16 protein-coding genes are annotated in these 21,227 nt (G+C 65.9%); 12 read left to right on the top strand and 4 right to left on the bottom strand.

Translation table 11 applies throughout. From position 1 onward, the window contains the following. Positions 1-70: 70 nt before the first annotated feature. On the top strand, positions 71-814 hold the full coding sequence (locus tag JOD97_RS00770) for a hypothetical protein (RefSeq protein WP_209712739.1): 744 nt from the start codon (positions 71-73) through the stop codon (positions 812-814). Next, complete coding sequence (locus JOD97_RS00765; protein ID WP_209712738.1) at positions 811-3,153, top strand: hypothetical protein; 2,343 nt, start codon at positions 811-813, stop codon at positions 3,151-3,153. Before JOD97_RS00770 ends, JOD97_RS00765 begins: the two co-directional genes overlap by 4 nt. 1 nt (position 3,154) lies before the next feature. Here JOD97_RS00765 and JOD97_RS00760 read toward each other — a convergent pair whose 3' ends face one another. After that, positions 3,155-4,603, bottom strand: coding sequence for a SulP family inorganic anion transporter (locus tag JOD97_RS00760; protein WP_209712737.1), 1,449 nt, complete (start codon positions 4,601-4,603; stop codon positions 3,155-3,157). 161 nt (positions 4,604-4,764) lie between these two features. Here JOD97_RS00760 and JOD97_RS00755 point away from each other — a divergent pair, with 161 nt between their 5' ends. Beyond that, positions 4,765-4,992, top strand: a complete 228-nt coding sequence (locus JOD97_RS00755) for a hypothetical protein (protein ID WP_209712736.1) — start codon at positions 4,765-4,767, stop codon at positions 4,990-4,992. 16 nt (positions 4,993-5,008) lie between these two features. Here the strand turns inward: JOD97_RS00755 and JOD97_RS00750 are convergent, their stop codons facing one another. Then, positions 5,009-5,779 carry a Crp/Fnr family transcriptional regulator gene (locus JOD97_RS00750; RefSeq protein ID WP_209712735.1) on the bottom strand — a complete coding sequence of 257 codons (771 nt, stop codon included), beginning with the start codon at positions 5,777-5,779 and terminating at the stop codon, positions 5,009-5,011. 237 nt (positions 5,780-6,016) lie between these two features. Between JOD97_RS00750 and JOD97_RS00745 the strand changes: the two genes are divergently transcribed. Further along, the gene (locus tag JOD97_RS00745) at positions 6,017-6,937 is read left to right on the top strand and encodes a transposase (protein WP_373999763.1); all 921 of its coding nucleotides are present in this window, start codon (positions 6,017-6,019) and stop codon (positions 6,935-6,937) included. A gap of 47 nt (positions 6,938-6,984) precedes the next feature. On the opposite strand, the gene JOD97_RS00740 is transcribed toward JOD97_RS00745, so the two are convergent. Then, complete coding sequence (locus JOD97_RS00740) at positions 6,985-9,021, bottom strand: TonB-dependent siderophore receptor (RefSeq protein ID WP_209712733.1); 2,037 nt, start codon at positions 9,019-9,021, stop codon at positions 6,985-6,987. A gap of 206 nt (positions 9,022-9,227) precedes the next feature. Here JOD97_RS00740 and hmpA point away from each other — a divergent pair, with 206 nt between their 5' ends. The 8 genes from hmpA (at position 9,228) to JOD97_RS00700 (ending at position 19,627) form a co-directional block, all read left to right on the top strand. Then, the gene (hmpA, locus tag JOD97_RS00735) at positions 9,228-10,409 is read left to right on the top strand and encodes an NO-inducible flavohemoprotein (RefSeq protein ID WP_209712732.1); all 1,182 of its coding nucleotides are present in this window, start codon (positions 9,228-9,230) and stop codon (positions 10,407-10,409) included. A gap of 177 nt (positions 10,410-10,586) precedes the next feature. Continuing rightward, positions 10,587-11,018: a Fur family transcriptional regulator gene (locus JOD97_RS00730; RefSeq protein ID WP_209712731.1), complete on the top strand. Its 432-nt coding sequence runs from the start codon at positions 10,587-10,589 to the stop codon at positions 11,016-11,018. Positions 11,019-11,144: 126 nt separating this feature from the next. Next, the gene (locus JOD97_RS00725) at positions 11,145-12,413 is read left to right on the top strand and encodes a GTP-binding protein (protein WP_209712730.1); all 1,269 of its coding nucleotides are present in this window, start codon (positions 11,145-11,147) and stop codon (positions 12,411-12,413) included. A 22-nt stretch (positions 12,414-12,435) separates the two neighbouring features. Beyond that, complete coding sequence (locus tag JOD97_RS00720; protein ID WP_209712729.1) at positions 12,436-14,748, top strand: TonB-dependent receptor; 2,313 nt, start codon at positions 12,436-12,438, stop codon at positions 14,746-14,748. A gap of 19 nt (positions 14,749-14,767) precedes the next feature. Continuing rightward, positions 14,768-15,472, top strand: a complete 705-nt coding sequence (locus JOD97_RS00715) for an ABC transporter ATP-binding protein (RefSeq protein ID WP_209712728.1) — start codon at positions 14,768-14,770, stop codon at positions 15,470-15,472. After that, complete coding sequence (locus JOD97_RS00710; RefSeq protein ID WP_209712727.1) at positions 15,420-16,922, top strand: DUF3526 domain-containing protein; 1,503 nt, start codon at positions 15,420-15,422, stop codon at positions 16,920-16,922. The genes JOD97_RS00715 and JOD97_RS00710 overlap by 53 nt, the downstream gene beginning before the upstream one ends. Then, positions 16,919-18,412, top strand: coding sequence for a DUF3526 domain-containing protein (locus JOD97_RS00705; RefSeq protein WP_209712726.1), 1,494 nt, complete (start codon positions 16,919-16,921; stop codon positions 18,410-18,412). Before JOD97_RS00710 ends, JOD97_RS00705 begins: the two co-directional genes overlap by 4 nt. Before the next feature lie 48 nt (positions 18,413-18,460). Continuing rightward, positions 18,461-19,627, top strand: a complete 1,167-nt coding sequence (locus tag JOD97_RS00700) for an esterase-like activity of phytase family protein (RefSeq protein WP_209712725.1) — start codon at positions 18,461-18,463, stop codon at positions 19,625-19,627. Here the strand turns inward: JOD97_RS00700 and JOD97_RS00695 are convergent. Then, entirely contained in the window at positions 19,593-21,173 is a 1,581-nt protein-coding gene (locus tag JOD97_RS00695) for an ATP-dependent DNA helicase RecQ (RefSeq protein WP_209712724.1), read from the bottom strand. The genes JOD97_RS00700 and JOD97_RS00695 overlap by 35 nt on opposite strands. Between the last annotated feature and the right edge of the window lie 54 nt (positions 21,174-21,227).

Here is a 21,227-nt window from a genome sequence, read left to right as displayed (position 1 = left end):
TGAAGACGCCCGGTGAAGCGTAGTCAGTGTGGGCCGCCCCGGCGGTCCATCCAACCCAACGCTCAACCGAATGACACGCAAATCGCTCTCCCCGCTGCTTCTGGCGCTAGCCGCGCTGCTATGCCATGCCGGCGCCGCCGACGCCGCGCCGGCCGTGGCCTGGCTCTGGGACGGGGCGCGCCTGCCGGCGTGGTCGACGCCGGAAGCGGCCGTCCTGCAACGTCACATCCTGCTCTCCGGCGACACCGCCCTCACCCGCCCGCGCCAGCGCTGGCCCGCGATGCCCGCCTCGACGCGCGTCACGCCGGTGCTGCACGTTGAAGTGAGCACCGTCAATCCCCCGATCGACATCGAATCGCGCCGCGCGATGATTGTGCGCGCCATGCTGGAAGCGGCCGGCGCCAGCACCTCGGGCTGGGTGCAGCTCGACATGGAGGCCAAACCGTCGCAGCGCGAATTCTATCGCTCGCTGGTGCGCCAGGTGCGCGCACAGCTGCCGCCCGACGTCAAGCTGAGCGTGACCGCGCTGGCCTGGTGGTGCCGCTCCCCCGCATGGCTCGACGGCCTGGCCGCCGACGAAGTGGTGCCGATGTTCTTCCGCATGGGCCGGGACAACGCGCCCCTGCGCGCCATCATCGAACAATCGCCGGCCACGCTGCACGCCAGTTGCCGCGCCGGCAGCGCCGGCTTCTCGCCGCAGGAGCCGTTCGCGCCGCAGGTGCATGAACGTTATCGCAAAACCTACTGGTTCGACCGCTACGCATGGAAGCGCGGCGCGACGGCCAGCTCTCCACAACCCAAGGCCTCACCATGATATTGCGCTCCATACCCCGTTTCATCCTCGCCGCCGCCGCGTTGCTCGCCGGGTCCCACGCGGTCGCCAGCAGCGACGTGCCGCGCGACAGCTACGTCAAACGCAATAGCAGCGACATCGCCGTCGACCGCTATCAGGCCGGCGCCCTCGGCGTGGTGCTGCCCAGCTACGAACGGGCCTACCTGTACACCGCCTGGCGCGACGTCGTCCTCGGCCCGGCCGGATTGAAGTCGGCGCCCAATCCGAAAGGGGGCCTGGCCGACCTGCTCGCGCTGCGCCAGGGCGGCTGGACCGGCAGCGCGCCGGGACGGGAAGTGTATGTCGCCTGGCGCGACGCGGTGGCCGTGGGGCTCAAGCGCGAGATGTCGCCACCCAGGGACAAGGATCTGGTGCTCGAAAGCTATCTGAACTGCCCCGGCGCCAGCTACACCTTCGCCACCACCACGTTGACGGCGCTGGTCAAGCGCGCCGACGCGACGCCGGCCCGCCTTGCCGACTGGGTGTCGGCGCAGCGGCAAGTGTTCAAGGCCTGCGGCGACGATCCGGAAGCGCAGCGCCGCGGTTACGGCCAGCCGAAGCCGGTCGTCGCGCCACCGGCAATGCTGCCGGCGACCGAAGCGCTGTACTGGCGCCAACTGCGCGAGTACCAGCTGGCGTCGGCCGCGTTCTACAGCCAGAACTATGCGCTCAGCGACTCGCTGTTCGCCAAGATCGGCGCCACCGACAAGCACCCGATGCAACCGTGGGGCGCCTATCTGAGCCTGCGCTCGCAGGCGCGCGCCGCGCTGTTTGTTCCGGGCACGGACGAGGAGCGCTGGAAGGCGCAACAGGAGGCGAAACCGGAAACGCCGGCCGCCGCCGCGCTGCGCCAAGCGTCGGACCAGCGGAAAATGGCCGCGATCCAGGCCAGCATCGACCGCATCGTCGCCGACCCCGCACTGAAGGAGCGCCACGAGGACAGCCGCGTCATCGGGCGTTCGATGCTGGCGCGCCTGACGCCGGAGACGCAATTCGCGCACCTGAGCAAACTGCTGGACGATGCGCGCGCCGATCCGTACGTCGACGACCACCTGGGCGACTGGGCGGTACTGGCGGATCAATTGCTGCAAGCGCCGCAGCCGGGCCAGAAAGACGACCGCGTCGCGCTGCGCGCCGCCTACGGTTTCGTCGACTGGATACTGAGCGTGCAGTGCGTCGATGCCGGCGCCGCGCCGACCTGCGCGGCGGAACGCGCGCACGCCGCCGATCAATGGGCGCGCCATCTCAAAAAGGGTAACGCGCCGCAGGCCCGCGTGTGGCTGATGGCCGTCGCCATGTTGTCGACGACCCTGACGCCGGAGCTGGAGAAGGCCATGCTGCAGGTCCAGCCGGAGGCGCCGGAATATGCCACGCTGCGGCTGGCGCTGGCGCGCCACTACCGCTTGAGCCAACAGCCGGAAAAAGCCCGCGCGATCAGCGAGGCGGCGCTGTCCAACCGCGAATCGACCAGCGCGCGCAACCTGTTTCTGCAGGAGCGCTTTTCCATCGCCGCCACGCCGACGGAAGCCGCCGCGTACCTGATGCGCAAGGAGAACAACGAATACGACGCCGACACCGGCGAGCAGGCCAAAGCCGCGCCGCTCAAGCCCGAAACGCTGGCGGCGGACGGCCAACGCTGGCTCAATTCGGGACTGGCGGCGGCCGACCTGTACGCGCTGGGCGCCGACACCCGCCTGCCACAAATACTACGCGCGCGCATCGGCGTGGCCGCATGGATGCGTTTCGACCTGCTCGGCCAGGGCGACGAAGCGGTCAAGGCCGCGCAGCAGGTCGAGCAAAATTCGACGATACTGGCGCCGGTGATGCGCAAGTACCGCGCGCTGCCCGACGCGCAGGAAAAACGCCACTGGATGATGCTCAACGCCACCCGCTACAATCTGACGCCGATGGCAGGCGCCTACGTCCCGGGCGACATTTCGCTGCAGCCGGCCGATGACGCCACCGCCAGCATGTGGTGCAAGATGCCAGCCAAGGCGGGAGCGGAATACTCGGAGGACGTCAAGCTGGAAAAGGCGCCGGCCATGCCGCAAACCGGCGATGTCGCCGCGCGTGACAAGGAGCTGGCGCAATTGGGCGCCCTGAAAACCGCCACCGGCTTCCTCGGCGAGCATGTGATGCAGCGGGCGGTGAAGGCGCCGAACGACCCGGACCTGCCATGGCTGCTGCATGTGGTGGTGCAGTCGACGCGCGGCGGCTGCCTGGACGACGACGCCAAGTCGCTGTCCAAGCGCGCCTTCACGCTGCTGCACAAACGTTATGGCAAAAGCGAATGGGCGGGCAAGACGCCCTACTTCTACTGATTCAGGCGGTAACCACCACGCCGGCGCGATGCAGCAGCAATTCGCATCGCTTCGACAGGTGCTGGACTTCCAGCGCCTTGCCGGCCTTGGCATAGCGCTCGTGGAGCGTGGACACCGCCACCACCGCCGAGTGGTCCGCCAGGCGCAGATAGCGGCAATCGAGCACCACTTTTTGCGGATCGCCCGGCGGATCGAACAAATCGTTGAAATGCGCGATCGAGGCGAAGAACAAGGTGCCGTGCGGCGTATAGGTTTTGACGCCGTCGGCGCCCTCGGCCACGTCGGCGCGGATTTCACGCGCATGGCGCCAGGCGAAACTGAGCGCGGCGATGACGATCCCGCACAGCACCGCCACCGCCAGGTCGGTCGCGACGGTGATGCAGGTGACGACCACGATCAACAGCGCGTCATGCCGGGGCACCTTGCCCAGCACGCGCAGCGAGCCCCAGGCGAACGTCTGCTGCGCCACGACGAACATCACGCCGACCAGCGCGGCCAGCGGAATCCGCTCGATCAGCGGCGACAAAAACAATATAAACAATAAAATCATGATGCCGCTGACGGCGCCGGAAACGCGCGTGCGGCCGCCGGAGCTCAGATTGATCATGGTCTGTCCGATCATCGCGCAGCCGCCCATGCCGCCGAACAGGCCGGAGACGACGTTGGCGGCGCCGAGCGCCACGCATTCGCGGTTCGGCAAACCCCGGGTTTCGGTGATCTCGTCGGTCAGATTAAAGGTGAGCAGGGTTTCCAGCAGGCCCACGACCGCCATCAGCAAGGCGTACGGCAGCACGATGTGCAGCGTCTCCATCGTCATCGGCAAAGCGGGAATTTGAAACACCGGCAGGCCGCCGGCGATTTGCGCCATGTCGCCCAGCGTGCGCGCCGGCAGGTGCAAGCCCTCCGACAGCAGGCCGACACCGACGATCGCCACCAGCGCCGGCGGCACCGCCTTGGTCAAGCGGGGAAGGAAATAGACGATCAGCATCGTCAGCGCCACCAGGCCGCACATCCAGGCCAACTGCGCGCCGTGCAGCCACCGGCCGTCGGCCTTGAAATGCTGCAATTGCGACCAGGCGATGACGATCGCCAGGCCGTTGACGAAGCCCAGCATCACCGGATGCGGCACCATGCTGACCAGTTTCCCCATCCTGAGGACGCCGAACAGCAACATGATCAGCCCGCTCAAGACAACCGTGGCCAGGAAATATTGCAGGCCGTGCTGGGCCACCAGCGCGACGATGACGACCGCCATCGAACCGGCCGCGCCGGAAATCATGCCGGGGCGGCCGCCGAAAACGGCCGTCAACGTACAAATAAAGAAGGCGCCATACAGCCCGGTCAGCGGATTGAGGTGGGCAACCAGCGCGAAAGCGATGCATTCTGGAACTAAAGCAAAGGACGTGGTCAGACCGGCTAATGCATTTTTAGAAAGATTGGATGACCACATAAGGAGGAAAGAAGAGGTGAAAACGCAACAGTGCGCGTATTTTACACGGCAGAGTTCGTTTTCTCGGCGTTATGGGTGAACTGGCGCACATTCAAAAAGCGGCGAGCGCGGCAAAATAAGCTTGCGAACTTCTCAACCACTTGCCCGTAAGACATACCGCCATGACTACTCTGACCTCCGCCACCCGCGCCCTGAACAGACAGAAAATCGCTGTGGAAAGAACGCTGTACGCGCGTTCGGCCGAGGAGTCGCAACTGGCCGCCCGTTGGGCCAGCGCCTGGCATAAGTTGGTGCAGCGCAAGCTCGATCACTTGGCCGCCCGTCCTGTCGCGCGGGTGGAGTTCAGCGGATTCCTGGTGAATCCGCCCGCCTCCCGCGTCCTGCACTAATTAATCACACCTTGTTTCACGCCGCCCGCTGTTCGACCTGCGCCGCCTTGTTGCGGCTTGCCTGGTAGCAGCTTCCGGCGCGGCGTTCCATTCCCGCCCGATCCAGCACCGTCACGCAGCCGCGACGGTACGTGATCAAACCCTCTTCGGACAGCTTGCCTGCCGCGCCCGTCACGCTTTCGCGGCGCACGCCCAGCATATTGGCGATCATTTCCTGCGTCACTTTGAGTTCGCTGGTCATCGAGCGGTCCAGGCGTTCGAGCAACCAGCGGCACAGCTTCTGCTCGATGCTGGTGTGGCGGCTGCCGGCCACGCTTTGCGCCAACTGGGCGAACATGGCGCTGGTGTAGCGCATCAGTTGCTGGGCCAGCGGACCGCCGGCATAGAACGCTTCGCGCAGGGTTTCGGTGCGCAGGCGATAGCCATAGCCATCGGCCTCGACGACGGCCGAATAGCTGGCGCGCTCGGTCGGATACAGCGCCACGCCGACCACGCCCTCGCGGCCGACGACGGCGATCTCGGTGGTCGCTCCGTCCTCCATCACGTACTGCAGCGACACGATGGCGTTGGTCGGGAAGTAGGTGTACTCGACCTTGTCGCCATAATCGAACAGGTGCTTACCCGCCGGCAACGCAACCAATTCCAGATCGCTGAACAGGGCCAGCAGATCGTCACGCGACAGCGCGCGCAGCAAATCGTTCTGTTGCGCGCCGATCAGGCTGATCGGTTGCGGAGCGGCGCCAACGTTGATGGAGCGAGTTGCGGAAGTGGTATCGAAAGCGTTCATGGTATCTGCCTCAAGTGTCTTGTTGATCCTTCGAATGATGTCGTGTGGATCGCGGTGGCCAATTTGCTGCACCGTTGATGACACTATAGCCACAGGGCTAACTCGTCGGTATAGGACCACCTTGTAGTCCAATGTAGGTTATGAACATTGCAAAATGTCATCTTTGTCCTACGCACTCCGGGGTCAGGTCCACCATTTCTACACGGGCTCATCGCTATCGCGGGCGCGCGGGCCGGAATGCTGAAAAATCGCTGGGTAACTGATCCGTCGCAAACGCGGCGGCGGAGGTCTGGCTATCGTCACAAAATGAACCGGCCCCTCAGAATCGAATACCCAGGCGCGCTTTACCACATCACCTCGCGAGGCGATCGTAAAGTGAATATTTATCTGGACGACACCGACCGTGCGGTGTGGCTGCAAACGCTGGCAGATGTCTGCGCGCAAGCAAACTACGTGGTCCATGCTTTTTGCCAGATGACCAACCACTACCACCTTCTTTTGGAAACTATCGACGGCAATTTGTCGGACGGGATGCGGCAGCTGAACGGTGTTTACGCGCAATATTTCAACCGTCGCCACGATCTGGTGGGCCACGTTTTCCAGGGACGATACCATGCGATTCTGGTCCAGAAGGAGAGCTACCTGCTGGAGTTAGCGCGATACATCGTGCTCAATCCGGTGCGCGCCAAGCTGGTTGCCGACGCGGCGCATTGGCCCTGGAGCAGCTATCAACTCACCTTGGGCAGCGCGCCTCCGCCTAGTTGGCTGGACACGACCTTCACCTTGAAAAAATTCGGCGACGAGCACGCCAGCGCGGTGTCGGCATACAGGCAGTTTGTACTCGATGGCGTCGGCGTCGCGAGTCCCCTATCCGGCACCAGGAATCAGCTGCTGCTGGGCGACGACAACTTCATCGAACGCGTAAAAGTAACCCATCCGGCACCGGACATGAGCGGGATATCGCGCTCCCAACGGGGGACTCAGGCACTATCGCTGCAGGCCTACCAAGACCAGCACGCCAACCGCGACGAAGCAATGGCGCACGCTTACGCCAGCAACGCCTATTCATTCAAAGAGATAGCGCATCACTTCAAAATTTCACCCACAACCGCGAGCCGCGCAGTAAAAAACTGGAACGCACGGCCGCAAAAGAGATAGTAGCGCCGAGGCCGTGTAGAAATGGTGGACCTGACCCCGGAGTTGCTTTAGTAGGTGGCGCGCAGTTGCAGGTAGGCGGTGCGCGGGGCGCCGACCATGCGGCCGGCGTTGCCGTCGACGTTGCGCGTGTAGTAGCGCTTGTCCGACAGATTGTTGATGCCGGCCATGATCTCGTAGCCCGGCTTGCCCGCGAGCTTCCAGCCCAGCTGCGCGTTCCAGAGCCGGAAGCCCGGTATCTCTCCCACGCCGCCGTTGGCCGATTCGGCCACCGTGTTGGCGGCGTCCGAGTATTGCTTGCCCTGGTGGGTGCTCGATATATTGGCCGTGAAGGCGCCGACCCGGTAGCGCGCGCCCACCGTGTCCGTGTTGCGCGAGTAGAACGGCACATCCATCCCCGACGTCGCGCCCGATTCCTGGATCGCCTTGGTGTACGTGTAGTTGGCGTAGACGTTCAGGCCGGCCAGCGCGCCGTCGCGGAAGCTGTAGTCGGCCGCCGTTTCGATGCCCTCATGGTTGGTCGCGCCGATGTTCTGGAACGTGGCCGGCGTGATGCCCGGCACCTGGATGATCTGGTTGTCGAACTTGAGCTTGAAGGCGGTGACCTCGGCGCCGACGGCCGCGCTCTTCCAGCGCGCGCCCACTTCGGCCGTCTTCGCCAGCTCGGGCTTGAGCGGATTGGACGGCGTCTGCGAGTTCAATTGCGTGTTCTGCACCGGTCCGAACGAGGTCGTGTAGTTGGCGAACACCGTCAGCGCCCGGTTGACCAGATAGGCGACGTTGAGCGACGGTAGCGCCTTGTTGTTGTTCGATTCGAAGGTGTTGTGGCCGGCGATGTCATCCCGCTGCGAGCGGATGCGCTCGTAGCGCACGCCCGGCGTGACCCGCCACGCCCCCAGCGCGATGCGGTCGTCGACATACACCGCGTGCGCGTCGGTGCTGTTGTCGAAAGTGGCGGTGGCGCCGTCGACGCCGGTGGCGACGTTGCGCACGTAGTTGTTGTCGTCGCCCCGCTCGCGCAGGAAGCGGTAGCCGACCGTGACGTCGTGCGTCATGCCGGACGCGGCGAAACGCTGCGTGTAGCGCGGTTCGATGCCCAGCACCTGGTAGTTGCGCGGCTGGTAGGTCAGCTGCGTGCGGGCGACGTTGATCAGCGCGCTCTGGCGGAAGCTTTCGTTGTAGTACGCCTTGATTTCGACCTCCTGCGTGGCCGACAACGTGTTCAGGTAGCCGACGTCGCCGCCTTTGCGGTCGCCATTCCAGAAGTCGGTCGGGCGCGTGTTCTGGAACGGGTTGGCGTTGTATTGCGCCACCGTCAGGCCGCCGGGAGTGCGCGAGTTGACGTCGAAGTACGTCAGCTTGCCGTACACCTCGCTTTGCGGGTCGATCTTGTAGCGGAACTTGAGCGCGACGTCGTTGACCTTTTCGTCGCTGCCCACGCGCCAGCCGGAGCCGTCCATGCCCGAATACATCAGCGCGACGCCGAGGCCGCTGTCGAGCGTGCCGCCGACGAAGGCGCTGTATTGGCGGCTGTGGCCGACCTCGCTGAAGTCGTTGTAGCGCACCGAGACGTCGCCGCTGACACCGGGGCCGTCCGGAATCGCGCGGCTGCGGAAGTTGATGATGCCGCCGACGTTTTGCGGGCCGTAGCGCACCGCGCCGCCGCCGCGCACGACGTCGATCGATTCGATGTTGTTCAGGCTCACCGGCGCGAACGACAGTTGCGGCTGGCCGTACGGCGCCACCGCCAGCGGGATGCCGTCGAGCAGGATGGTCGAGCGCGGCGAGTAGCGTCCGGTCAACCCGCGCACGCCGATGTTGAGCGAAATGGCGCTGCCGGCCGTGCCCGAATTATCCGTCGCCTGCACGCCAGGGATGCGGCGCAGCACGTCGCCGATGTCGAGCGCGCCGGAATCCTCGATCTCCTCCTTGCCGACCACGGTGCGCGCGCCGGGGAAGTTTTTCACGCTGTTCTGCAGCCCCGAACCGAGCCAGCTGCCGGTGACCTGGATCGATTCGATCGGCGCGGCGGCCTCCTGGGCGTGCAGCGCGACCGGCGCCGCCAGCAGCGCGATCGCCGCGGCCATCGCGGTCAGGGGGAAATGCGCTCCAGGGCGCGCGGCGGACAAGGCGAAATCGGACATAAGCGTGGTAGGTTGGCGTCGAAGGCGAAGATGATAACACTTCTCATTCTCATCGGCTAGCGGCGAGTTGGACAAAATGACTCATCCGCTTTAAACATTCATACGTTATACTTCTTTAAATCACCACTTCCCAACAACGAGAGACCACCATGCTGAGCGCAGAACAAAAAGCCATCATCACCGCGACCGTCCCCATCCTGGAACAAGGCGGCGAGGCGCTGACCCGCCATTTCTACCTGACGCTGTTCCGCGACTTCCCGCAGGTGAAGCCGCTGTTCAACCAGGCCAACCAGCAGGACGGCAACCAGCAGCGCGCGCTGGCCAACGCGGTGCTGATGTATGCGCGCAATATCGAACGCCTGGAACAATTGGGACCGCTGGTGTCGACCATCGTCAACAAACACGTGTCGCTGCAGATCCAGCGCGAGCACTATCCGCTGGTGGGCGCCTCGCTGCTCAAGGCGATCCGCGAGGTGCTCGGCGCCGAGGTGGCGACCGACGCCGTCATCGACGCCTGGGCGGCCGCCTACGGCCAGTTGGCCGCCATCCTGGCCGACGCCGAGCAAAGCGTCTACGACGAAAACGCCCGCGCGCCGGGCGGTTGGACGGGCGCGCGCGAATTCAAGGTCGTGTCCAAAGAAGCCGAAAGCGACGAGATCACCTCCTTCGTCCTGCGTCCCGCCGACGGCGGCGCCGTCGTCGCCCACAAACCGGGCCAGTACATCGGCATAGCCGTCACCATCAACGGTGAGGAGGCGCGCCGGCAGTATTCGTTGTCGGCGGCCGGCAACGGCGCCACTTACCGCATCAGCGTCAAGCGCGAAGCGGGCGGCGTGGTGTCGAACTTCCTGCACGACCAGGTCAGCGTCGGCGACAGCGTCCAGTTGTTCCCGCCGTCGGGCGACTTCGTGCTGAAGGACGGCGACAAGCCGCTGGTGCTGATCAGCGGCGGTGTCGGCATCACGCCGACGCTGGCGATGCTGACGACGGCGCTGTCCACCGGCCGCGACGTCCATTTCATCCACGCCGCCCGTCACGCCGGCGTGCACGCCTTCCGCGACCAGGTCGACGCGCTGGCGCAAGAGCATCCGCAGCTGCGGCGCTTCTACTGCTACGAGAGCGCCAGCGACGCCGGCCCCCAGCCGCATGCCACCGGCTATCTGAATCGGCAGCAGCTGGCGGAATGGCTGCCGGCCACGCGCGACGTCGACGCCTACTTCCTCGGGCCGACGCCGTTCATGAAGGCCGTCAAATCGCATCTGCTGGAACTGGGCGTGCCGGCGGCGCAAACCCACTACGAGTTCTTCGGCCCGGCCGAGGCGCTGGCCTGACATTGCTGGCTACCATCGTGCTGGGATAGCACGTCGCCGACGGAGCGTGGCGGATTACGCTTCGCTAATCCGCCCTACGTGTCTCTTAGGTAAGCCATTGTTGGTGGCAGTGGTTAGCTTTGATTGACCGCTCCGGCCGGATATGCGGCGCCCGGCCGGAACTGGTAAAATCGCGGCATGATGCAAACCTCCACCACAGACCAGGCAGAAACGCTGATACGCGCCACCGGCGCGCGCGTCACCAGACAGCGCGTGACTGTGCTCGACTTCTTGCTGGGTCAGGACAAGTCGCTGACCCACCACGAAATCCAGGACCATCTGTCCGGCGAGGCGCTCGATTCGGTCACGCTGTACCGCGTGCTCGAATGGCTGACCGAGAATGAGCTGGTGCACCGCATCGCCGGCGCCGACCAGGTCTGGCGCTTTAGCGCCGGCGCCGGCCACCATTCGCACGAACACGCGCACTTCCAGTGCACCAAATGCGAAGAAGTGACCTGCTTCACCGATGTCGCGCTGCCGAAAAAAATCAAGCTGCCGGATGGCTTCCAGAGCCAGGAAATCGACTTCCTCATCAAGGGCACCTGCCCGCACTGCGCACCGAAAAAGTAAAACGACGGGAAAATAGTTAATGCAACCGGGTTGCATTAACTTTCAAACGGATTTATTATGCAACTCAATTGCATTAACAATCCTGCACAACCCTGCGCGTCCGCGCCTTTTCAGCGAGCTGTCCACATGTCTATTCCTTCCCGCTCCGGCCATCCGGATTACCGGCTTCCCGTCACCGTGCTTTCCGGTTTTCTCGGTGCCGGCAAAACCACCCTGCTCAATCACGTGCTGGCCAACCGCGAAGGCTTGCGCGTGGCCGTCATCGTCAACGACATGAGCGAAGTGAATATCGACGCCTCATTGCTGCGCAAAGGCGCCGAGAACGCCGGCGCCGCGCTGTCCCGCACCGAGGAGAAAATGGTCGAGATGAGCAACGGCTGCATCTGCTGCACCTTGCGCGAGGATTTGCTGCTGGAGGTGCGCAAACTGGCCGCCGAAAACCGCTTCGACTATCTGCTGATCGAGTCGACCGGCGTCGGCGAACCGATGCCGGTGGCGGCCACCTTCGATTTCGAGGACGAACACGGCCACTCGCTCAATCACATCTCCCGCATCGACACCATGGTCACGGTGGTGGACGCGCTCAACCTGCTGAAGGACTACCACAGCACCGATTTCCTGGCCCAGCGCGGCGAAACAGCCGGTGAAGGCGACGACCGCACGCTGGCCGCGCTGCTGTCCGAGCAAATCGAGTTCGCCAACGTCATCGTCGTCAGCAAAACCGATCTGGTCTCGCCGGAACATCTGGCGGAGGTGCGCGCCGTCATCAAGGCCTTGAACCCGACGGCCACCATCATCCACGCGGAAAAAGGCAGCGTGCCGCTGCATACGATACTGGGCACCGGCAAATTCGACCTGGAAAAAGCCAGCCAGATGGCCGGCTGGGCGCGCGAGCTGGCCGGCCATCACACGCCGGAAACCGAGGAATATGGCATCGACAGCTTCGTGCTGCGCAACCGCAGGCCGCTGCATCCGGCCCGCTTCAACACCTTCCTCGACGAGGCGCTACCGGGCCTGATCCGCGCCAAGGGCTACATCTGGCTCGCCAGCCGGCCGGATTGGGCGGTCGCGTATTCGCGCGCCGGCCGCATCGCCGCCGTGGAGCCGGTCGGACAATGGTGGGCCGCCAGCGACAGTGCAAACTGGCCGTCGCCGGGCGATCCGGACCGGCAGGCGATCGAAGCGATCTGGGAGGAACCGTATGGCGACCGGCTCAACGAGCTGGTATTTATCGGCCGCCGCATGGACCGCGCCGCCATCGAGGCGGCCTTCAACGCTTGCGTGCTCACCGACGTCGAATTCGCCGCCGGCATGCTGACATGGCGCGGCTACGCCGATCCGTTCCCGGACTGGAGCCGGGAAGACGAAGCACACGCCGAACCCGAACCCGCCTGATCCCTTTTTACGCTCCCTCATAATGAAAACAACAACACGGCCGCTGGCCGCGGCGATCTCGCTCGCCCTGTCCGCGTGCGCATATGCCAACGCGGACGAAACCGACGCCGACGCGGCCATGCAAACGGTCACCATCAACAGCACCCGCGCCAGCCTCGATCCCGACCTGCCGGTCACCAGCGTCACCAAGACCCAGGAGGAACTGCGGCAGCAGCAAAACATCTTCAATCCCGAGGACGCGCTGCGCAACATGCCCAGCATGACCATCCGCAAGCGCTATAGCGGCGACCGCAACGCGCTGGTCGGCGGGCGCAGTTTCTCCACCACGCAGGCGCCGCGCGCGCTCGTCACGATGGACGGCTACCTGCTGTCGAACTTCCTCGGCCGCTTCGACGCGCCGCGCTGGAACATGATCGCGCCGGAGGAAATGAGCCGCGTCGAGGTTCTGTATGGGCCCTTCTCCGCCCTCTATCCCGGCAACTCGATCGGCACCACGATCGCCATCACCACCAGCCGCCCGACCAAATTCGAAGGCTCGGTGCGGATGGCGATGCAGGACCAGTCCTTCGACCAGTACGGCCTCAAAGACCACTACCGCAACTACCAGGGCTCGGCGCTGATCGGCGACCGGCTGGCGTCCGGCCTGTGGTACAAGCTGATGGTCAACCATCAGGACTCGACCAGTCAGCCAATGGGCTACTACACCGCCACCGCCAATGGCGCCGGCGTCTTCGCCACGCCGGCCGGCGCGGGCGCGGGAGCGGCGACGCCGGTCACCGGCATCCGCTACGACAACGGCCCGTTCGGCACCACGCGGGCGATTTTCGGCGCCAACGCCGGCGCCATCGACCACACCAAACAAAACACCGCCAAAGCCACTTTCGGCTACGACTTCAATCGGACCGTCAGCGCGGAAGGCTTCATCGCCTGGTGGAGCAACGAGAGCGTGACCCGCAATCAAAGCTTCCTGCGCGACGCCGCCGGCAACACCGTCTGGTCCGGACGCGTCACCGACGGCGCCAATGTCTTCGTGCTGCCGGTGGCTGCCTTCGCCCCTTACACGCGCGACGAACGCCACGCCCAGAGCGGCGTGACCGTCAAGACCCGCAACGGCGCCGGCTGGAACGCCAGCCTGTCGGCCAGCGCCTACCGCATCATGGAAGACGTGCAGCGCAACGCCGGCAGCGCCGATCCGTTCGCGGCCGCCCGCGGCGCCGGCAACGCAGTGGTGCGGGACGGCAGCGGCTTCAATTCCGTCGATCTGCAAACCACCTACTCGCCCACGGCCGGCGACTGGACCGGCGGCGCCCACACGCTGGCCGTCGGCCTGCACGCGGACGACTACAAACTCAAACAATCGACGCGCGCCAGCGCCGACTGGCGCGATGCCGACGGCCCGGAGACCCAGTTCATCGGCGGCGAGACGCGCATCGTGGCGCTTTACGGCCAGGACGCGTGGCGTTTCGCGCCGCGCTGGCAGGCCACGTTCGGCCTGCGCGCGGAATCGTGGGAGGCCACCAACGGCGCGCAACGCGCACCGGGCACCGCGCTGAACTACCCGCGCCGCAGCGACCAGGCCTGGTCGCCCAAACTCTCGCTGGGCTGGGACGTGGCGGCCGACACCACGTTGCGGCTGTCGGCCGGCCGTGGCACGCGCTTTGCCACCGTCGCGGAACTGTTCCAGGGAACCGCCGTCGGCAGCGCCATCGTCGTCAACGATCCGAATCTGAAACCGGAACGCTCGAACGCGCTCGAACTGATGGGCGAACAACGGCACGACTTCGGCACGCTGCGCGCCTCGCTGTTCCAGGACGACGTGCGCGACGCCATTTGGAGCCAGCTCAATCTGACCGTCTTCCCCAACGTGACCAACGTGCAAAACGTCGGCCGGGTGCGCACGCGCGGGCTGGAACTGGTGGCGCAAGTCGACCGCTTGGGCGTGCCGGGGCTCAGCGCGGACGCCAATATCGCCTTCAGCAAATCGACGATACTGGAAAACGCCAATTACCAACCGTCCGTGGGCAAGAACTGGACCCGCGTGCCGCGCGTGCGCTCGGCAACCACGCTGACCTACGCCCCGGGCGCGACGTGGAGCGCCTCGGCGACCTACCGCTATTCCGGCGCGCAGTTCAACGAAACCAACAACGCGGACTACAACACGGACGTCTACGGCGCCATCTCGCGCGTCAGCCAGCTGGATGCGCGGCTGCTGTTCAAACCTGCCGGCGGCACCGAACTGGCCGTCGGTATCGACAACGTCACCAACTATCACGCCTATCAGATGCATCCCTATCCGGGGCGCACGCTGTTCGCGGAAATGCGTTACGCCTTCTAAGGCCAATCAGGGAGCACGGATGATACACATTGAAAAACTGAGCAAAAGCTACGAAGGCAGGACCGTGGTCGATGGGCTCGACCTGCAAGTCAAGGAAGGCGAGATCTACGCGCTGCTCGGCCCCAACGGCGCCGGCAAATCCACCACCATCGGCTGCCTGCTGGGGTTTGTGGACGCCGACGCCGGCACCATCCGGCTGGCCGGCTCCACGCTGCCGCCCGCGAAGGCGGCGATCCGGCATGCGGCCTACATCGCGGAAAACGTGGCGCTGTACGAACGCCTCACCGGTGTCGAAAACGTCGAATTCTTCATGCGCCTGTTGGGCGGTAAGCCCCGGCGCGACGAGATCGAGGCCCTGCTGGACCGCGCCGGGCTGCCGGAACACGCGTGGCACCGGCTGGCCTCCGGCTATTCCAAGGGCATGCGGCAAAAAGTGGGGATCGTGATGGCGCTGGCCAAGGGCGCGCAGGTACTGGTGCTCGACGAGCCGACCTCCGGCCTCGATCCGGAAGCCAGCGTGACCTTCGGCGCGCTGGTGCGGGCGCTGGCCGACGATGGCGCCGCCGTGCTGATGGCGACGCACGACCTGTTTCGGGCGCAGGAGCTGGCGGACCGTTGCGGCATGCTGGTGGGCGGCCGCCTGGCCGGTGAATGGAAATTGGGAGATTTGAATGCAGGCGAACTTGAACGCAATTACCTTGGCATCCTCGCCGGCCGCGCCTGAGGCGCTGGACCGGCACCGCCCGCGCGGCTGGCTGCGGGCGCTGCACGGCGCCTGGCAGGCCGACTGGCGCGAGCGACGGCGCGACTGGCGCGTGTGGCTGGTGGTTGGCGTCGGCCTGGCGCTGGCCGCGTGCGCGGCGCTGTTGTCGTCGATGGAGCTGCGCGCCACGCTCGATGGCCGCGCCGTCGCGCAACAGGCCGAGCAACATCGCTGGTCGCAGCAGGGCAAAAAATACCCGCACGCGGCGGCCCATTACGGCGTCTACGTGTTCAAGCCGCTGTCGGCGCTGGCCGCGCTCGACCCCGGCGTCGAGCACTACGTCGGCGCCAGCGTGTGGCTGGAGGCGCACAAGCAAAATGAACTGGTGTACCGCCCCGCCAACGACGAACCCGGCGTCACCCGCCAGTTCCGCCTGAATCCCGCCTTCGTGCTGCAGGTGCTGGCGCCGATGGCGATGATCTTCCTCGGCTTCGGCATGTTCGCGGCGGAGCGCGAACGGGGCACGCTCGCCGCGCTGCGCATCAACGCCGCGCCGCTGGGCGCCCTGGCGCTGGCGCGCGGCGCCGTGCTGCTTTGCCTGGCGATGGTGCTGGTGCTGCCGGCCTGCGTCGCCGTCGGCGTGCTGGAATGGACGCTGGAGGCGCGCAGTCCGTTCAGCGACGGCGTAATGCGCATGGCGTTGTTCGGCGTCGGCTACTTGATCTATTTGTGCACCTGGGCCGCGCTGATCGCCGCCGTCTCGGCGCGCGCGCCGACGCTGCGCGCCAGCCTGGCCATCCTGATCGGATTATGGGCGGCGACCACGCTGGTGGTCCCGCGCGCGGCGGTGGAACTGTCGCAAATGGCGGCGCCGCTGCCGACCATGCAGCAGTTCCGCGCCGGCCTCGATGCGGCGCTCGGCATGCCCGACGACCCCGAACAGGCCAATCGCGACAAGCAGCAACTGCTGCGCGAATACGGCGTCAAGGACGTCAAGGACCTGCCGGTCAACTGGGCCGGCATCAGCCTGCAACGCGGCGAACACCACGGCGACCGCATCTTCGACGAACATTACGGCCGCCTGTTCGACGCCATGCGGCGCCAAAGCGACGCCTCGGCGCTGGCCGGCTGGCTGTCGCCGGCGGTGGCGATGGCCGGGTTGTCCAGCGCGGCGGCGGGCAGCGACACCAACCACCACTTGCAGTTCATCGACGGCGCGGAGCAGCAACGGCGCCGCATCCAGGAAGTGCTGAACCAGGCGATCACCGAGCATCCCGAGCGCGACGGCGTGCGCCACGACGGCGACCAAGCGTTGTGGGACAAGGTGCCAACTTTCAGATTCACCTTCGCGGCGCTCGACCTGAAGGCGCTGGCACTGCGCCAGGGCCTGCCCCTGATCGCCCTCTTCATCGCAAGCCTGCTGCTGTGCGGCGCCGGCTTGCGCCATCTCCGCAGCGGAAACTTACGATGACACAGATGTTCACCTTGATCGCTTACGATTTGCGCGGCCAGCTGCGCGAGCGCGGCACCGTCGCGCTGCTGCTGGCCGCCCTGGCGCTGGCCGGCTTCGGCCTGTTCGAAGGATCGCGCTTCGAACGCCACCAGCGCCAGGCGGTGGCCGCCGCCACTGCCCAGGAAATCACCGCCCGCGCCGATGCCATCGCGCTGGCGCGGCGCTACTTCGCCGACCCGGCGGCGCCCGAATTCAGCGCGCTGCAATGGTACCGGACACCGATCGATGTGCGCGGCTACGCCTTTCGCGAACACGTCGGATTCGCCGGCAAGCCTCCCGTGGCCGGCGCCGCGCTGGCGATAGGCCAGGCCGACCTGCTGCCGGCCTACGTCCGCGTGCGCGCCGAATCGATGGAATCGACACGCACCGCGCTGGAGATCGAACATCCGGGCCGCCTTGCGGTCGGCCGTTTCGACCTGATGTTCTTCGTGGTCTATCTGTGGCCGTTGATCCTGCTGGCGCTGTGCACCTCCGTGCTGACGCAGGACCGCGAAAGCCACCGGCTGCGCGCCCTGAAACTGCAAGGAGTACGCCTTGGCCGCATGCTGGCGGCGCAGGTCACGGCGCGCACGCTGGCCGCCAGCTTGCTGCTGGTGCTGGCCACCGGCGGCGCGGCGCTCGCCACCGGCGCGATAAGTGCCGACGGCGCCGGCCTGGCCGCGCTGGCGGCATGGGCCGGCGTGGTGCTGCTGTATTCGATGTTCTGGGCGGCCGTCACCATCGTCATCTGCGCCGTGTGCGGCAACCGGATGACGGCCGCTTTCGCCGGCTTCGGCGCCTGGCTGATGCTGGCGGTGCTGCTGCCCGGCGCGATGACGGCGGCGATCCAGCTGGGGGCGCCGGTGCCGGTGCGGGAGCGCTACGTCCAGGCCTTGCGCGACGCCGGCGACCAGGTCAACGCCGATAAACTGGGCAGCCTGGCGCGCTTCTACGACAGCCATCCGGAATGGAAGCCGGCCGCCACGCCGCTGTCCAAGGTATCGTCGACCGTAACGCGGCTGCAGCGCGCGCAGGAGCTGGAGCGGGTCATGGCCGGCGTCGAGCGCCAGTTCGAGCAGGCCAGGCTGCGCCAGCAAAACCTGTTCGACCAGGCGATCGTATTGAGCCCCGTGACGCTGGTGTATCAAACCTTGTCGGCCATCGCCGGCAACGACGGCGGGCGCCATCAGCAATTCATGGCGGAGGTGCGGCGCCACCAGCAGCGGCTGCGCGACTACTTCCAGCGCGCGATCCAGCTGGCGGCGCTGGGCGACGAACAGCACCCCTGCCCCGCCACCTGCCTGGGCGGCTACGGCTTCCGCGATTTCGACCGGGTGCCGCGCTTCAGTGCCTCGGCGGCGCTGGTGGAGGCGCCCGCCGCGCCGGCGCAACTGGCGGCGCTGGCGGCGTGGATCGCGGTCCTGCTGGCGCTCGCGGCGGGCCTGATGGCGCGCGTTCGGCGGGGCTAGCACCGGCTCACGTTATACTGCTGGGTTTGCTGCTTACGACAAGAGAATATGAAGGCCCAAAACCCCTCGCGCCGCTCCCTCCGAACCCTGGCCGGCTCGCTCTCCCTGCTTCTGGCGCTGGGCGGCTGCGCCCAGCTGCCGACTGCCAAAACCACGCCCGATACCGTCTCGTCGATGCGCCTTATCGGCGAGCAGCGGCTGCCGTGGCGCGTGCAGTTCCGCGATACGATGGTGGGCGGCCTGTCCGGCATCGACTACGACGCCGTGCATGGCGACTGGGTGATGATCTCCGACGACCGCTCCGAGCACAATCCGGCCCGCTACTACCGCGCGCGGCTCGCGTACGATGACAAGTCGTTCAAGTCGGTCGAGCTGACCAGTGTCGTCACGCTGCTGCAACCGGACGGCAAAGCCTATCCGTCGAAGGAAAACTTCAGGCGGCATGGCGGCGTGGTGCCCGATCTGGAAGCGATCCGGGTCGATCCGCAGAACGGAAGCATCTGGTACACCAGCGAGGGCGACGCCCCCGCCGGCTTGCCGCCGTTCGTGCGGCAGGCCAAGCCCGATGGCGCTTTCATGTCGGAGCTGCCGCTGCCGGATATGTTCGACGTCCCCGCCGACGGCAAATCCGGCCCGCGCAACAACCAGAGTTTCGAGGGGCTGAGCTTTTCCCCGGACGGCAAAACGCTATGGGTGTCGATGGAAGGGCCGATGATCCAGGACGGCCCGCTGCCCAATCCGCAAACCGGCGCCGTCAACCGCATCACGCGCTTCGCCCGCGACGGCAAGGTGCTCGGCCAGTTCGCCTACCCGCTCGAACCGATTCCCGCCGTCCCCGGCAAAGGCAAGTTCGCCGACAACGGCATCTCCGAGATCCTGGCCCTGAGCGACACCCGTCTGCTAGCGATGGAACGCTCCGGCGTCCAGGCCGACGACGGCAGCTATCAGGATTACGTCCGCATCTACGAGATCAGCACCGATGGCGCCAGCGACATCCAGAACCTGGCCACGCTCAAGGGCGCCTCCTATACGATGCTGAAAAAGCGCCTGGTGCTGGACCTGAACCAGCTCAAGATGCCGCGGGTGGACAACCTGGAAGGCATCTCCCTGGGACCGGCGCTGCCGAACGGCCACGCCAGCGTGGTGCTGATCTCGGACGATAACTTCGGCAAGGACCAGGTCACGCAGCTGCTGCTGTTTGAACTGATCCCGTAGCGGTCAACAACCCGGGCAGCGGCGGCGTTGGCGCTACCGGTTCGGGCTCGCCCGCCAGCAGCGGCCCGCTTTCCTGGATCGACGGCGGCGACAGGCAGTTGTCGCACTTGCAGCAACGCTCGAAGCCGGGCGCCAGATCGCCGAAGTAATCCAGCAGCAGCTTCCAGCGGCAGTAGCCGCTCTGCGCGTAGGCCACCATCTGCTCCAGCCCCTCGCGGTCGCGCTCATGCTTGTCCACATACACTTGCGCCATCCGCTCGAAGTCCGCCGCCTTGGGCGGGCCTTTCGGCTGTTTCGCCAGCAGGTAGGCCAGCTTGCTGTTCCGGTTTAACAGCTTGCCATCCTTGAGCATCTTCAGGCAGATCTTCAACTGGCTGGCGGGCAGCTGCTCCAGGCGCGGCTTCAGGTCGGCCTCGGTGAAGGTCGGCTGTTCCGACGCGGCGGCCGCCTCGTACACCGCCCTCAACTCCTCGGCCGATGGATAGTGTTTGATCAGGAAAAACTGCTGCAGGCGCTTGTCCGCGTGGTAGTACAGCAGCGTGCATTCGGCATCGAGGCCGTCGCGCCCCGCGCGGCCGGACTCCTGGTAGTAGGCCTCCAGATTGGCGGGCACCTGCAGATGGATCACGAAGCGCGTGTCGGTCTTGTCGATGCCCATGCCGAAGGCGTTGGTGGCCACCATCACACGGCGTTCGCCGCTCATGAACAGGTTCTGGTTTTCGCTGCGTTCGGCCGCTTTCAGCTTGCCGTGGTAGAGCGTCACGCTCTCGCCGGCGTTGCGCAGCATCTCGTGCATTTCCTCGGCCGCCTTGACGGTGGCGGCGTAGATGATGCCCACGCCGGCCGTCTCGCGCACCAGTTGCAGCGCCTGCGCGCACTTCTCGCCGGGATTGGTCACCTGGCGCACGCGGTAGTGCAGATTGGGGCGGTAGATGCCGGTGTTGATGACGGCCATGCGCGGGCGTCCCAGCTGCGCGCGGATGTCGGCGATCACCTCGTCGGTGGCGGTCGCCGTCAGCGCCAGCACCGGCGGGCGGCCCAGCGCGTTGAGGGCGGCGCCGATCTCCAGGTAGGCCGGGCGGAAATCATGGCCCCATTGCGAAATGCAGTGCGCCTCGTCGATGACCATCAGCGCGATGTCGCTGTTTTTGAGCAGCGCCAGGAAGTCCGGCGTCACCAGCCGCTCCGGCGTGCAGAAGATAATGTCCTTGTTGGCGCTCTCGATGCCCTCCAGCGCCGCCAGCTCGTCGCCGCGCGACAGGCTGCTGTTGATCTGCGCGGCGCTGGCGATGCCGGCCTCCTCCAGCTTCTCGGCCTGGTCCTTCATCAGCGAGATCAGCGGCGACACCACCACCGTCACGCCCTTCATCAGCCGCGCCGGCAACTGGTAGCACAGCGACTTGCCGCTACCGGTGGGCATGACGGCCAGCGTGTCCTGGCCGGCCAGCACGCTGTCGATGACGTGGCGCTGGCCGTCGCGCAGCGACTCCATGCCGAACACCTTGCGCAGGACGTCGTTGATTTGTTTGTTTTTCGGGGCTGCCATGACACTCTTTCTATTCAGCGGGACTGCTGAAAGAGTAGACAAGGCAGCCATGTT

The sequence above is a fragment of the Duganella sp. 1411 genome, from assembly GCF_017833525.1.
Taxonomy (GTDB): Bacteria; Pseudomonadota; Gammaproteobacteria; order Burkholderiales; family Burkholderiaceae_D; genus Rugamonas.
The sequence above is the reverse complement of the archived record's forward strand: the minus strand, read 5'-3'. Positions and strand labels throughout refer to the sequence as shown.